The 14,015-nt window shown below is 65.0% G+C and carries 12 protein-coding genes; 4 read left to right on the top strand and 8 right to left on the bottom strand.

The genetic code is table 11. The features are described 5' to 3' along the window. Positions 1 to 133: 133 nt before the first annotated feature. Positions 134 to 535, top strand: a complete 402-nt coding sequence (locus ACTIFF_RS10505; protein WP_439536778.1) for a group II truncated hemoglobin — start codon at positions 134 to 136, stop codon at positions 533 to 535. 142 nt (positions 536 to 677) lie between these two features. Here the strand turns inward: ACTIFF_RS10505 and ACTIFF_RS10500 are convergent, their stop codons facing one another. Then, the gene (locus ACTIFF_RS10500; protein ID WP_439536777.1) at positions 678 to 1,253 is read right to left on the bottom strand and encodes a preprotein translocase subunit YajC; all 576 of its coding nucleotides are present in this window, start codon (positions 1,251 to 1,253) and stop codon (positions 678 to 680) included. Positions 1,254 to 1,531: 278 nt separating this feature from the next. On the opposite strand from ACTIFF_RS10500, the gene ACTIFF_RS10495 reads away from it, so the two are divergent. Continuing rightward, a complete protein-coding gene (locus tag ACTIFF_RS10495) occupies positions 1,532 to 2,347 on the top strand; it encodes a PEPxxWA-CTERM sorting domain-containing protein (RefSeq protein WP_439536776.1) in 816 nt (271 codons plus the stop codon). Positions 2,348 to 2,459: 112 nt separating this feature from the next. On the opposite strand, the gene ACTIFF_RS10490 is transcribed toward ACTIFF_RS10495, so the two are convergent. The 7 genes from ACTIFF_RS10490 to ACTIFF_RS10460 form a co-directional block, all read right to left on the bottom strand. Continuing rightward, on the bottom strand, positions 2,460 to 2,885 hold the full coding sequence (locus tag ACTIFF_RS10490; RefSeq protein WP_439536775.1) for a BLUF domain-containing protein: 426 nt from the start codon (positions 2,883 to 2,885) through the stop codon (positions 2,460 to 2,462). A 90-nt stretch (positions 2,886 to 2,975) separates the two neighbouring features. Continuing rightward, entirely contained in the window at positions 2,976 to 3,239 is a 264-nt protein-coding gene (locus ACTIFF_RS10485) for a hypothetical protein (protein ID WP_439536774.1), read from the bottom strand. Between the two features lie 116 nt (positions 3,240 to 3,355). Next, positions 3,356 to 5,029, bottom strand: a complete 1,674-nt coding sequence (locus ACTIFF_RS10480; RefSeq protein WP_439536773.1) for a formate--tetrahydrofolate ligase — start codon at positions 5,027 to 5,029, stop codon at positions 3,356 to 3,358. Positions 5,030 to 5,125: 96 nt separating this feature from the next. Further along, on the bottom strand, positions 5,126 to 6,103 hold the full coding sequence (locus tag ACTIFF_RS10475; protein WP_439536772.1) for an HpcH/HpaI aldolase/citrate lyase family protein: 978 nt from the start codon (positions 6,101 to 6,103) through the stop codon (positions 5,126 to 5,128). Positions 6,104 to 6,173: 70 nt separating this feature from the next. Next, a complete protein-coding gene (locus ACTIFF_RS10470) occupies positions 6,174 to 8,927 on the bottom strand; it encodes a phosphoenolpyruvate carboxylase (RefSeq protein ID WP_439536771.1) in 2,754 nt (917 codons plus the stop codon). A 105-nt stretch (positions 8,928 to 9,032) separates the two neighbouring features. Then, on the bottom strand, positions 9,033 to 9,920 hold the full coding sequence (gene sucD, locus ACTIFF_RS10465) for a succinate--CoA ligase subunit alpha (protein ID WP_439536770.1): 888 nt from the start codon (positions 9,918 to 9,920) through the stop codon (positions 9,033 to 9,035). 113 nt (positions 9,921 to 10,033) lie between these two features. Beyond that, positions 10,034 to 11,209, bottom strand: coding sequence for a malate--CoA ligase subunit beta (locus ACTIFF_RS10460; RefSeq protein ID WP_069037549.1), 1,176 nt, complete (start codon positions 11,207 to 11,209; stop codon positions 10,034 to 10,036). Positions 11,210 to 11,481: 272 nt separating this feature from the next. Between ACTIFF_RS10460 and glyA the strand changes: the two genes are divergently transcribed. After that, positions 11,482 to 12,735 (top strand): serine hydroxymethyltransferase, encoded by a 1,254-nt coding sequence (gene glyA / locus ACTIFF_RS10455; RefSeq protein WP_439536769.1) that lies wholly within the window; start codon positions 11,482 to 11,484, stop codon positions 12,733 to 12,735. Between the two features lie 91 nt (positions 12,736 to 12,826). Then, positions 12,827 to 14,014: an aminotransferase class V-fold PLP-dependent enzyme gene (locus ACTIFF_RS10450; RefSeq protein ID WP_439536768.1), complete on the top strand. Its 1,188-nt coding sequence runs from the start codon at positions 12,827 to 12,829 to the stop codon at positions 14,012 to 14,014. The last annotated feature ends 1 nt before the right edge of the window (position 14,015 follow it).

Below are 14,015 nucleotides of genomic sequence, written 5' to 3'. Positions count from 1 at the left end.
TGCCGCCCGCACCGGCCCCCGCGCGAAAAACGACCGCGCAATGCCCAAAGTCCGGCGGGCCGGGGCGATATAAAATCACGCTTTCAAGCAGACACCGGTAGCCACCGGCAGCCACCCGAACGCGTTCACCGTCATGACACAGACCCCTACCGCCAGCAGCACCTTCTACGACCACATCGGCGGCGCCCCTGCCGTGCGCACGCTGGTCGATCGCTTCTACGAACTGATGGACACGCTGCCCGAGGCCTACGGCATCCGCAAGCTGCACCCGGCCGACCTGTCCGGCTCGGCTGAAAAGCTCTACATGTATCTGTCCGGCTGGCTCGGCGGCCCGCAGCTGTATATCGAAGCCTACGGTCACCCGCGGCTGCGTGCCCGCCACCTGCCCTTCACCATCGGCGAGGCGGAACGCGACCAGTGGCTCATGTGCATGCGCATGGCGATGGAAGAAGTGCTGCCGCCGGACGATTCAAACACCCAGCTGTACGGCGCGCTGTCTGACCTCGCGGATCACATGCGGAATATGGCTGGATGAGTGGCTGGATGAGTGGCTGGACGCGGGGCGGGCTGAATAGCGTGGCGAGCGCCGTACGCGGGACAACTCGTCACGACTTCGCCGCGCGCCTGGCCCGTGTCACGCGTACGCCGCCCACGGATTCCATCCGGACGAAAAAGCGCTAGGCCGGATCCCGCGGTCCGGCCGCGTCGGCCACGACGATGCCGGTGCCCACCCCGCCCGCCCCGGCCGCGCCGCCGCCAGCGCCGCCCCCCCCGCCACGGGATTCGCTGCGCCCGCCGCCTTCACCGTCTGCGCGACCGTTCCGCGCCGCCCTGCCCGGCCCGGACGCGGGCAGCACGAGGCCGGGCGGAATCGCTTCCAGGCCGAGCTGGGTACGCAGTTCGGTACGCAGATCCTCCACCAGCGCCTGGTAGTCGGGCGACTGGGCCGCCTTGATCCGGTTGATGCATTGCGCTGCCAGTTCCACCTGACGCAGCGAACCGAACAGCACCACCTCGGACAGCGCCTCCTCCACCTGGGACGCATGCTCGCCGGTCCCCGGCGAAAACGAGCCTGCCAGCGATCGATAGACGGCAACGAGCGATTTCAGGCGTTCGGTTTCCTGCCGGTTCTCGCGCTGCCGGCGCTGCTGGATGCGCTGCATGACGAAGATGCGGATGACCAGCAGAAGAATCGCCAGCACGAGCGACGCGATCAGTGTCAGCGGCAAGGGGCCGAGATCAGTCAGGCGCATGAGTCGGTTCCGGGAAAGGCGGCGCGGTCGTCAGACCCGCGCGATCGCAAGAGGGCGCCCACGATGCGGCAGATCACCGGCAGCGTCAAATGCGCGCGCCAGCCAGATCGGGCAGACACGTACGTGACGCGGAACACGGCGATTCCGGCCCGCGGTGTCGGGCTGCTTTACACTCATCGTCGACACACTTTGCAAGCGAATGAATTGCAAACGAAATCCGAAAGCGGGCATCGATTTTGCTCGACGGCACACTCCGTTCATTCACCGGATTCATCGACATGAAGAAAAACATTGCCGTCGCATGTCTGCTTGGCCTTGCAGGGACTGCGCAGGCCGACACGTTAATTGACGACTACTACGTCTTCCCGTTCGGCCCGATCCCCGGCTTCGCCGCCGTCAGCGCCACCCATCTGGCGCCGCTGGCCAGCGCCTCGTCCAGCACCGGCACGATACTGGGCGGCGAGCGCGACATCGTCGCCGAAGTGCTCCAGGCGGTCGCCTTCCAGGGCGACAACGCCTTTGCCGCCGCCACCGCAAAGAACGGCTGGTTCGGCGGCTACAACATTCCACTGATGACCTTCCAGGTCGATCAGGGCGCAAACACCCGCTTCACGGTCGTGTATGACGGCGTCGACGGCTCGCCTGACGTTGCGCAGGGTTTGAACATTGACGCCGCTGCGCTGGGCAGCCAGTTGAGCCTGCGCTATTTCGGCAACTACGTGCTGCAGGGCAACGACTATGCCGCGGTCGACATCGACATCGAACTGCTCGACCTTGCCGGCCAGCGCGCCAGCGTCACCCGCACGATGGCCGTGGTCAATTACGGCGTCGTGCCCACGCTGAACTTCTCGTTCGCCGATTTCGAAGCCGCCAACAGCCAGTTCGACCTGACGCGCATCGGCGCCATCACGCTGTCGACCGAAATCCTTAACCAGACGACCTTGTCCGGCACGGTGAATCTGGTCGACTTCAAGGTGACAGGCGGCGCCTACGTGCCGACCAATGTCATTGCACCGCCGGTGCCCGAACCCGCCACCTGGGCGACCCTGCTTGCGGGCCTGGGCGTGCTCGGCGCACTGCGCCGCCGTCGCTGAATCGAGCCAGCAATAAACGAAGCCGCCCCCGGGCGGCTTCGTTTATTGCAACGAGGCGGGCCCAACAGGGCGGCAGGCCCTCGCGCGTGTCGGGCAGATTTCCGCGCCCGCCCTACCCCGCAAGATGACGCAGGATGCTGGCCAGTATCTGCGGCACCCGCTGCGGATCACGACCGATGTCCTGCAGCAGCGCGTCGACCGTCGCGGTACCCGGCAACCCGGCCCAGGCGGACATGTCCTGCGGCGTCGCACTGACGTAGGCCATGCGCCAGGTGCCGAAGGTCGGCGCCTCGACCTCCGCTTCGTGGAAGACGGTGACCGTATCGTGCCGCGTATCGCTCGCGATGCTCGCCATCAGCGCCCGCACGACGGCTTCCTCGCCTTCCAGAATCTGCAGGAATACCCCATCTACGAACACCAGCGCACCGGTCACGTTTCGCGCCTCGTTGCCGGCGCGCGCATCGACCAGTATCTGTTCCAGATCCGCCGCCGTCATCGGTCCGGTGGCCTGGGAGGAATACACGATCTGATAGGTCATGGCGACGCTCGCGGGTGAAGGGGGCGAACAATGGTACGACGGCCGCGACGCATTCGCCGCGGGCGCACCGTCACTGTTGGGGACATCCGCCTAGCGCGCCGCCGTTATCGACGGAATGTCGAGTCGCGTCCGGTCGATGGCCACTTGCCGCACCAACGCGTCTGCCGCATCGTTCAGATGGTGCGCCCGCAACAGCGCAAGCAGGCTTTCCAGACACCTTTCAAGGTCGACTGTGTGCGCGGCCGCCACCCGCGAGAACTCGGCCTTGCCCAGTGCTGTGGCTGCATGGCTTTCGAAGAACGTTTCCGGCATCAGCCTCGGAAACGTCGCCGAATGCCGATCGAACTGCAGCATGAAGGTGAATCGCTCCGCGTTTCGCGGAGTCCCGTCGGTCTAAGCCAGGCAACCACCGAGGAAACCCACAAAAAAAACGCCGCCCGAAGGCGGCGTTTTCCATCCGGAAACAACTATCAGAACAACCCCGACACCTTGCCGTTGTCGTCGATGTCGATCTTCTCCGCGCTCGGTACCTTGGGCAGGCCCGGCATGGTCATCATGTCGCCGCAGACGGCGACGACGAAACCCGCGCCGTTGGCCAGGCGCACTTCGCGCACGTTCAGGGTGTGGCCGCTCGGGGCACCCTTGGCGTTGGCGTCGGCCGAGAAGGACATCTGGGTCTTGGCCATGCATACCGGGAAGTGGCCGTAGTCGGCGTTCCAGCTTTCGAGCTGCTTGCGCGCGGCGTCGGCGAAGGTCACTGCACCGGCACCGTAGATCTTGGTGGCGATGGTGGTGATCTTGTCCTGCAGCGTGGCCTTGGCGTCGTACACGAAGGTGTGCTGGCCGGGCGCGTTGTCGCAGATGTCGGCGACCATGCGGGCCAGTTCTTCGGCGCCGGCACCGCCGCTCGCCCAGTGGCGCGCGATGACGAACTTGCCGCCGAGGGCTTCGATGCGGCTCTTCAGCAGCGCGATTTCGGCGTCGGTGTCGAAGGTGAAGTGATTGACCGACACGACGCACGGCAGGCCGTAGTGCTCCTTGATGTTCTTCAGGTGGCGCTCGATGTTGCAGATGCCCTTATCGAGCGCGGCCAGGTTTTCCTGGTTCAGCTCTTCCTTCTTCACGCCGCCGTGGAACTTGAGCGCGCGGATGGTGGCGACCAGCACGACGGCGGCGGGGTTGAGCCCGGCCATGCGGCACTTGATGTCGATGAACTTCTCGGCACCCAGGTCGGCGCCGAAGCCGGCTTCGGTCACGACGTAGTCGGCCATCTTCAGGCCGGCCTTGGTCGCGGTGACCGAGTTGCAGCCGTGCGCGATGTTGGCGAACGGGCCGCCGTGGATGATGGCCGGGTTGTTTTCCAGCGTCTGCACGATGTTCGGCTTGATCGCGTCCTTCAGCAGCGTCGCCATGGCGCCCTGCGCCTTCAGGTCGCTCGCATACACCGGCTTCTTGTCGCCCATCGTGTAGCCGATGATGATGCGGCCGAGGCGTTCCTTCAGGTCGGACAGCGAACCGGCCAGACACAGGATGGCCATCACTTCGGACGCCACGACGATGTCGTAGCCGTCTTCGCGCACGAAGCCGTTGGCGGTGCCGCCCAGGCCGATGGTGATCTTGCGCAGTGCGCGGTCATTCATGTCGACCACACGCTTCCACTGGATCAGGCGCGGATCGATGCGCAGCTCGTTGCCGTGGTTGATGTGGTTGTCGATCAGCGCCGACAGCAGGTTGTGCGCGGCGCCGATGGCGTGGAAGTCACCGGTGAAGTGCAGGTTGATGTCTTCCATCGGCACGATCTGGGCGTAGCCGCCACCGGCCGCCCCGCCCTTCACGCCGAACACCGGCCCGAGCGAGGGCTCGCGCAGGCAGATCATGGTTTTCTTGCCGATGCGGTTCAGCGCGTCGCCCAGACCGACCGTGGTCGTGGTCTTGCCTTCGCCGGCCGGCGTCGGGCTGATCGCGGTGACCAGGATGAGCTTGCCGTCCGGGCGGTCCTTCAGCGTGTTCAGGTATTCGAGCGACACCTTGGCCTTGTAGTGGCCGTACGGCTCGATCGCGTCTTCCGGGATGCCCAGCTTGGACACGACCTCGCTGATGCGCAACATCTTGGCCTGCTGTGCAATTTCAATATCGGATGCCATATCGGTTTTTTCCGTGTAGTCGAGATGTGGTCATGAATCGGATGCGGGCGCGACCGGCGAGTGCCGATGCGCGCCCCCTCTATATATATGCAGCGATCAGGTCGCCGCGGCGATGCTGTTGGCCTTGGCGATCAGCGCTTCGGCCATGCGGATGCTGGCGATGTCGATCAGGCGCCCGTCGAGCGACACCGCACCGCGACCTTCCTTCGCCGCCTGCGCCATCGCTTCGAGAATGCGGCGGGCCTTGGTCACTTCGGCGGCCGACGGGGTGTACACCGTGTTCGCCAGTTCGATCTGCGACGGGTGAATGGCCCACTTGCCTTCGTAGCCCAGCACCGCGGCGCGATTCGCGGCTGAAATATAGCCGTCCGGATCGTTGAAGTCACCAAACGGGCCGTCGATCGGGCGCAGACCGTAGGCGCGGCAGGCCACCATCATGCGCGTCTGCGCAGCGTGCCACGGGTCGGTCCAGAAGGCCTGGCGGTTGCCCTGCTCGTCCTTGTCGCTCAGCACGACGCTGTCCTTGTTCACGCCGCCGATCACGGTCGTGCGGGCACGCGTCGAGGCGGCGTAGTCGGCGACGCCGAAGCTCATCGCTTCCAGGCGCTTCGACGACTGGGCGATCGCTTCCACATTGGCCATGCCAAGCGCGGTTTCGATCAGCACTTCGAAGCCGATGCGCTTGGTGCGCTTCTTCGCCGCTTCGATCTGCGTGACCATCATGTCGACCGCGTACACGTCCGCCGCGACACCGGCCTTCGGGATCAGGATCATGTCCAAGCGCGGGCAGGCTTCGACGATGTCGACCACGTCACGGTACATGTAGTGGGTGTCGAGACCGTTGATGCGCACCATCATCGTCTTGGTGCCCCAGTCGATCTCGTTCAGGCCCTGGATGATGTTCTTGCGGGCCTGTTCCTTGTCATCCGGTGCGACCGCGTCTTCGCAGTCCAGAAAAATGATGTCGGCGGCCGACTTGGCGGCCTTTTCGAACATGCCCGGGTTGGAACCCGGGACGGCGAGTTCGGAACGGTGCAGGCGCGGTGTGGCTTGTTCGATGATCGTGAAGCTCATGGATGTCTCCTCCGGTGATGGTGCGAATGTTGAATGAATGATTGGAAAACGATGGATGGCGGTCCGTCGGTCAGCCGGTGGCGCCGAAACCGGCAGCCACGCAATTGATCGACAGCAGCAGCGCCTTGCGGAATTCCTCCTTGCGGGCCGCATCGTCGGTCTGGCGGTAGGCGCGCAGCAGACCGATCTGCTGCCGGCTGACCTGATTGACGACCGGCAGGCGGTGCGCCAGCTTCTGGCGGTAGTCCGGGAAGCGTTCGGCCAGCGTGCGCGAACCGGACAGCCGCAGGATCTGGCTGCAGGTGATTTCATGCTCGCGCACGATCATGCCGAACACCTCTTCGCGCACGCCGGCGTCGGCCACGAGCAGGCTGTATTCGCGCGCCAGTTCGAGATCGACCACGGCGAGCGTCTTTTCGACCTCGTCGACGATCAGCCGGAACAGCGGCGATTCGCTGAACATGCGCGCCAGCAGCGCCTCGCCGCTGGCCCCGCGCACGCGGGTGAAATTGGCCAGACTGGAGCCGACTCCGAACCAGCCGGTGATCAGGTGGCGGTTCTGCGCCCACGCGAACACCCACGGAATGGCCCGCAGCTCGGCCAGCGAACGCGCGCCGAAGCGGCGTGCCGGGCGCGAACCGATGTTCAGCAGCGAAATTTCGTCGAGCGGGCTCGCTTCCTGGAAGTAGCTCACCAGACCGGGATGACCGATCAGGTTGGCGTAGGCGGCGTGCGCCGCGCCCGACAGCGCTTCGAGTGCGTCGTCGAATTCGGCCACCAGCGTGATGCCGTCGCTGCGGCCGGACTTCAGCGCATGGTCGAACACGCTGGCGGCCAGCAGTTCGAGATTGAACGCGGCCGTACCCTTGTTCGCATATTTGGACGAAATGACCTCGCCCTGTTCGGTCAGGCGGAAAATGCCCTGGATCGAGCCGGCCGGTTGCGCCGCAATCGCGCGCCCCGCCGGCACGCCGCCGCGGCTGACCGAACCGCCGCGGCCGTGGAAGAAGGCGATCTTCACGCCCGCTTCCGCGCCGACCGACGTCAGCTTCATCTGCGCCTTATACAGTTCCCAGTTCGACGACAGAAAGCCGCCGTCCTTGTTTGAATCCGAGTAGCCGATCATCACTTCCTGCACGCCGCCGAGCGCGCGCACCGAGCGCTTGATCAGCGGCATGGCCAGCAGTTCGCGCATGATGGCCGGCGCGCGGCGCAGGTCGTCGATGGTTTCGAACAGCGGCATGATGGGCAGCGCGCAGCGCTCAACGCCGCCCGGGTCGGCATACAGCCCGGCTTCCTTGGCCAGCAGATAGACACCGAGCACGTCCGACACATTGCGCGTCATGCTCAATATGAAGCTGCCGAAGGCGTCGCGACCCAGGCGCGGCCGCAGTTCGGCGATCAGGCGGAACAGGCCCAACGTTTCGCTGGCCACCGCCGGCAGTTCGTCAAAGTCACGCGGGCCGCTGCGCGGCTGCGCCAGTTCGGCGAGCAGCCAGTCGCGCCACTCGGCGCCGGTTTGCTCCGGTGCCGGCGCATCGGCCGGCTCGCCGCGGCTGGCGCGCCACAGCGCTTCCAGCGTCTGGGTGACGCGGGTGGAGTTTTCGCGCAGGTCGAGCCGCACGGTGCTGAAGCGGAACACTTCGACCTGGCGGCGCACCGGACGCACTTCGCTGCCGGCCAGCTCGGCCAGACCGCAGTCCGCCAGGCCGGTTTCCAGCGTGCGCAGATCGGCGATCAGGCGCTCGGCCGATTCATAGCCGTGGCGCGCGCCGGCGTCGTTCGGCTCGCCCAGCGCATCGGCGATGCTGTCGTCGAGCCGCGCCAGCATGCACACCAGGAACTGGCGGAACGGCTCACCCGGATTGCGCGCGGCGATCGCGTTGCCGTCGCTGCGCTCTTCCAGCGCCAGCGTCAGCGCGTCGCGGAAGTCGTCCGGCAGCGCAAGTGCCGCCTCGGTCACCGACAGGCTGCGCACCAGATCGAACACGCTCTGCCGGTGACGGCGCAGCGCGGCCAGCCGGCATTCGGTCAGCGCGCCGCGCGTGATGGCGTTGGTGACGAAGGGATTGCCGTCGCGATCACCGCCGATCCACGAACCGAATTCGAGAAAGCCGGGCAGCCCGGCTTCGTCGGCGCCGAAGTGTTCGGCAATCGCCTCGTCGGCGCGCGCCAGCACATCGGGGGCGACGTCGAACAGGGTTTCGTTGAAGAAGTGCAGGCCCCAGGCGATCTCCTGCGACACATTGGGTTTTTCGAGCCGCAGTTCGCCGGTCAGCCACAGCAGCTCGATTTCATTGCGCAGTGTGCTTTCGAGCGCGGTGCGCTCGCGCGGCGTCCAGCGCGGCGATTCGAGATCGATCAGCAGGCGGTAGATGCGGCGATGCCGTTCCAGCACGGTCACCCGCTTGGCTTCGGTCGGATGGGCGGTGAGTACCGGCCGCACCTTGAGGCCGGCGAACGCAGCACGCACCGCATCGGCACTCAGGCCGGCCTTGCGGGCGGCGGCGAACACATGGGCAAAGGTGCCGGGCAGGCATTCCCGCCCCTGCAGACGTTCGACTTCGCGTCGCTTGCGCATGCCGCCATTCTGTTCGGCGATCGACAGCAGCTGGAACAGGATGCCCTGCGCCTGGATGGCGCGGCCGAGCATCTGCGGCGACAGCCCGGCGCCCGAGGTGCCGCCGGACAGCACGTTCAGCAATTCGGGATGATGGCGCTGGACCACCTCGCGCAGCAGCGCGAACAGCAGGTCGACGGCCTTCTCTGAAAAATCGTGCCCCGGTGCATCGGACGACGCCGGGACGGAAACGGGATCACTCACCACGATGGACTTTCGCTGGTCGAGGTTGGGCGCCGCCCGCCGGACCGGAGCGGCCCGACGGACAGTGCAGCGCAGCGGATGGCGCCGGGATCAGACGTCGTTCGATCAGAGCTTCGCCATCATGGCGGCGACGGTGGTGCCCAGTTCGCCCGCACTCGGGGCGACCGACAGACCGTAGGAGCGCATGATTTCCGACTTTTCCGCAGCCGAATCACCGGCGGCCGAAATGATGGCGCCGGCGTGGCCCATGCGACGGCCCTTCGGCGCCGTCAGGCCGGCGACGTAGCCGACCACCGGCTTGGTCATGTTTTCCTTCACCCAGGCCGACGCTTCCGCTTCCTGCGGGCCGCCGATTTCGCCAATCATCACGACTGCCGTCGTTTCCGGATCTTCTTCGAACTTCATCAGGTGATCGAGGAAGGATGAGCCGTTGATCGGGTCGCCGCCGATGCCGACCGAGGTCGACACGCCGATGCCCAGTGCCTTCATCTGCGCCGCCGCTTCGTAGCCCAGCGTGCCCGAGCGCGACACGATGCCGACCGTGCCCTGCTTGTAGATATGGCCGGGCATGATGCCCAGCATGGCCTTGCCCGGGCTGATGATGCCGGCGCAGTTCGGGCCGACCATCAGGGTGCGGCGCTCTTTCGGGTAGCGCATCAGGTAGCGCTTGACGCGCATCATGTCCTGCGCCGGGATGCCGTCGGTGATCGAGCACACCAGCTGGATGCCGGCATCCGCCGCCTCCATGATGGCGTCGGCGCAGAAGGCCGGTGCCACGAAGGTGATGCTGGCTTCCGCTCCGGTCGCTTCGACCGCTTCCGCCACCGTGTTGAACACCGGCTTGCCCAGATGGGTCGAGCCGCCCTTGCCCGGCGTGACGCCGCCGACCACGTTGGTGCCGTACTCGATCATTTCCTTGGCGTGGAAGCTGCCTTTGTCGCCGGTGAAACCCTGGACGATGATCTTGGTTTTTTCGTTGATCAGAATGCTCATGTCTAAATCCTCTTGTGCATCGGTTATCCGCTACGCGCCGCCCGCCGGGCCGCCCCGAGGGCGGGTGCCGCCCTCGGTGGCAGCGAACGAAGTGAGCGTGGGTATCCTTTGACTCAGCTCGCCGCGTGGGCGCGCGCCGCTTCGACCGCCTTCTTCGCCGCCTCGGTGAGCGAGCTGGCGCTGATGATGGGCAGACCGCTTTCGCGGATGATGCGCTGCCCTTCCTCTTCGTTCGTGCCGGCCAGGCGGACGATCAGCGGCACCGTGATATCGATGTCGTTGCACGCCTGCACGACGCCCTGGGCGACCCAGTCGCAGCGGTTGATACCGGCAAAGATGTTCACCAGGATGGCCTTGACGTTCTTGTCCGACAGCACGAGGCGGAAGGAATTGGCCACGCGCTCGGGCGAAGCGCCGCCGCCGACGTCGAGGAAGTTGGCGGGTGCGCCGCCGGCGTACTTGATGGTGTCCATCGTGGCCATGGCCAGACCGGCGCCATTGATGATGCAGCCGATGTCGCCGTCCAGACCCACGTAGTTCAGGTTGTGCTCGGCCGCCTGCACTTCGCGCGGATCTTCCTGCGACGGGTCGCGCATGTCGGCCACGGCACGCTGACGGAACATCGCGTTGTCGTCGAACGACATCTTGGCGTCGAGCGCCAGCACGCGGTCGTCCTTGGTGACGACCAGCGGATTGATCTCGACCATGGTCGCGTCGAGATCGCGGAAGGCGCGGTAGGCGCCCATGATCGCGGTGACCGCACGCGACACCTGCTTGATGTTGAGCTTCAGGCCGAAGGCGATCTGCCGGGCCTGGAAGGCCTGCAGGCCGACCGCCGGCTCGACCACGACCTGCATGATTTTTTCCGGTGCGGTGTTGGCCAGTTCCTCGATGTCCATGCCGCCTTCGGCCGAGGCGATCACGCGCACCCGCTCGGCCTTACGGTCGAGCACGATGCCCAGATACAATTCGCGTTCGAAGGGCTCGGCGACTTCGACGTAGACACGCTGCACCGGCTTGCCTTCCGGACCGGTCTGCACCGTCACCAGACGCTTGCCGAGCAGTTCGCGCGCCGCCGCATCGACCTCGTGATAGGTCTTGCACAGCTTGATGCCGCCTGCCTTGCCGCGCGCGCCGGAGTGCACCTGCGCCTTCACCGCCCAGTGCCAGCCGCCCAGTTCGGTCGCCGTGTAGACAGCCTGATCCGGGCTGTAGGCCACGCTGCCGCGCGGCACCGGAACTCCGAAACCGGCCAGCAACTCTTTCGCTTGGTATTCGTGAATGTCCATGCTCCACCTTCTGTCAGATTGAATTCAGAGGACTGTTTGTCGCCGCATCACCGGAGCCCCCACATCGGGCGGCACGGAGGTCCGAAACGCAAACCTATAGATTTGATTATGGGTGAGGCTGTTTGAATTAAGCTTCACTTATACTTATCTCGGCGATAAGAAAGTCCGATACGAGGGCTTGCGTTCGTACGATATAGTTGATTTGTCTTGTTTTAGTTCACGCGCCAACGCCCGAAACCGGGCCAGACGCTCACTTCCCCGAAAGGCATCCCATGTTTGACCCGAAACAGACCATCGCCCATTCCGATCCCGAACTGTGGGCCGCCATGGAAGCGGAGTACGCACGTCAGGAACACCACATCGAGCTGATCGCGTCGGAAAACTACGCCAGCCCTGCGGTCATGGAAGCGCAGGGTTCGGTACTGACGAACAAGTACGCAGAGGGTTATCCGGGCAAGCGCTACTACGGTGGCTGTGAGTTTGTCGACGTCGCGGAACAGCTCGCCATCGATCGCCTGAAGTCGCTGTTCGGCGCCGAATTCGCCAATGTGCAGCCGCACTCGGGTTCGCAGGCCAATGCCGCTGTGTACATGTCGATGCTGCAGCCGGGCGACACCATCCTGGGCATGTCGCTGGCCCATGGCGGTCACCTGACGCACGGTTCGTCAGTGAATTTCTCGGGCAAGATCTACAAGGGCGTCGCCTACGGTCTGGACCCGGAAACCGAAGCCATCGACTACAAGCAGGTCGAAATGCTGGCGCACGAATACAAGCCGAAGATGATCGTCGCCGGCGCGTCGGCCTATTCGCTGCACATCGACTTCCAGCGCTTCCGCGAAATCGCCGATTCGGTCGGCGCCTACCTGCTGGTCGACATGGCCCACTACTCCGGCCTGATCGCTGCCGGCCTGTACCCGAGCCCGATCGGCATCGCCGACTTCGTCACCTCGACCACGCACAAGACGCTGCGCGGCCCGCGCGGTGGCGTGATCATGGGCAAGGCCGAGTTCGAGAAGCCGATCAATTCGATGATTTTCCCGGGCATCCAGGGCGGACCGCTGATGCACGTGATCGCCGCCAAGGCCGTCGCGTTCAAGGAAGCCTCGACGCCGGAATTCAAGAACTATCAGCAACAGGTACTGAACAACGCACAGGTGATGGCGGAAACGCTGGTCGAGCGCGGCGTGCGCATCGTGTCCGGCCGCACCCAGTCGCACCTGTTCCTGGTCGACCTGCGCGCCAAGAACGTGACCGGCAAGGAAGCGGAAGCCGCGCTGGGCCGCGCCCACATCACGGTGAACAAGAACGCCATCCCGAACGATCCGCAGAAGCCGTTCGTCACCAGCGGCATCCGCATCGGCAGCCCGGCGATGACGACCCGCGGTTTCAAGGAAGCCGAAGCGAAGCAGGTGGCCAACCTGATCGTCGACGTACTCGAAGCACCCAACGACGACGCCGTGATCGCGCGTGTCGTCGCTGACGTCACCCGGTTGTGCACCGCACTGCCGGTCTACGGACGCAAATAAGGCCTGAGCGTGAGCGCCATGAACGCCGCCAGGGAATTTCAGATTTCAGAACCTTCAAGACTTAGAAGCATTCATTTCAGGAGATTGACATATGCGTATCGCAGGCCGTAACCATCTGTACGTGCCGGGCCCCACCAACACGCCGGACCGTATCCTGCGTGCCATGGTGGTGGCACAGGAAGATCACCGTTCGCCCAAGTTCCCGGAACTGACGCTGTCGGTTCTGGCCGACCTGAAGAAGGTGTTCAAGACCACAGAAGGCACCATCGTCACGTTCCCGGCGTCGGGCACCGGCATGTGGGAAGCCGCGCTGACCAACACGCTGTCGCCGGGCGACAAGGTGCTGTGCTCGCGCTTCGGCCAGTTCAGCCACCTGTGGGCAGACATGGCGCAGCGCCTCGGCTTCGAGGTGCAGGTCATCGACACCGAATGGGGCACCGGCGTGCCGTACGACAAGTACGAAGAAGTCCTGCGCGCCGACAAGGAGCACAAGATCAAGGCCGTGCTGGCCTGCCAGAACGAAACCGCCACCGGCGTCTCGAGCGACATCGGCAAGGTGCGCAAGGCCATGGACAACGCCGGTCACCCGGCGCTGCTGATGGTCGATACGGTCAGTTCGCTGGTCAGCATCGACTTCCGCATGGAAGAGTGGGGCGTCGACTGCGCCGTGTCCGGCTCGCAGAAGGGTTTCATGCTGCCGGCCGGCATGGGCATCCTGGGCATGAGCTCGAAGGCGATCAAGGCGATGGAAGGTGCGACCTCGCGCCGCTGTTACTTCGACATCGGCGACATGCTGAAGAACAACGCGACCGGCTACTTCCCCTACACGCCGTCGATCCCGATGCTGTATGGCATGCGTGAATCGCTGGACACGATTTTCGAGGAAGGCCTGGAGAACATCTTCGCCCGCCACGAATATCTGGCCAGTGGCGTGCGCGCCGCGATCCACGAAGGCTGGAAGCTGAATCTGTGCGCCAAGGCGCCGGAGTGGTATTCGAACACCGTCAGCGCCATCCTGGTGCCGGAAGGTTTCGACGCCGCCAAGGTGATCAGCAACGCCTACGCACGCTACAACCTGTCGCTGGGCGCCGGCCTGTCGAAGGTCGCGGGCAAGGTGTTCCGCATCGGCCACGTCGGCGACCTGAACCTGCTGTCGCTGATGAGCGCGATCGCCGGCGCAGAAATGTCGATGCTCGACAACGGCATCAACGTGACCCCGGGTTCCGGTGTCGCGGCCGCCTCGACCTACTGGCGTACCCATACGCAGCAGGTAAAGTAAG

Origin of the sequence: Methyloversatilis sp. (genome assembly GCF_051861465.1) — a bacterium.
In the GTDB taxonomy this organism is placed as follows: domain Bacteria; phylum Pseudomonadota; class Gammaproteobacteria; order Burkholderiales; family Rhodocyclaceae; genus Methyloversatilis.
This window is presented reverse-complemented; position numbering and strand designations above follow the sequence as displayed.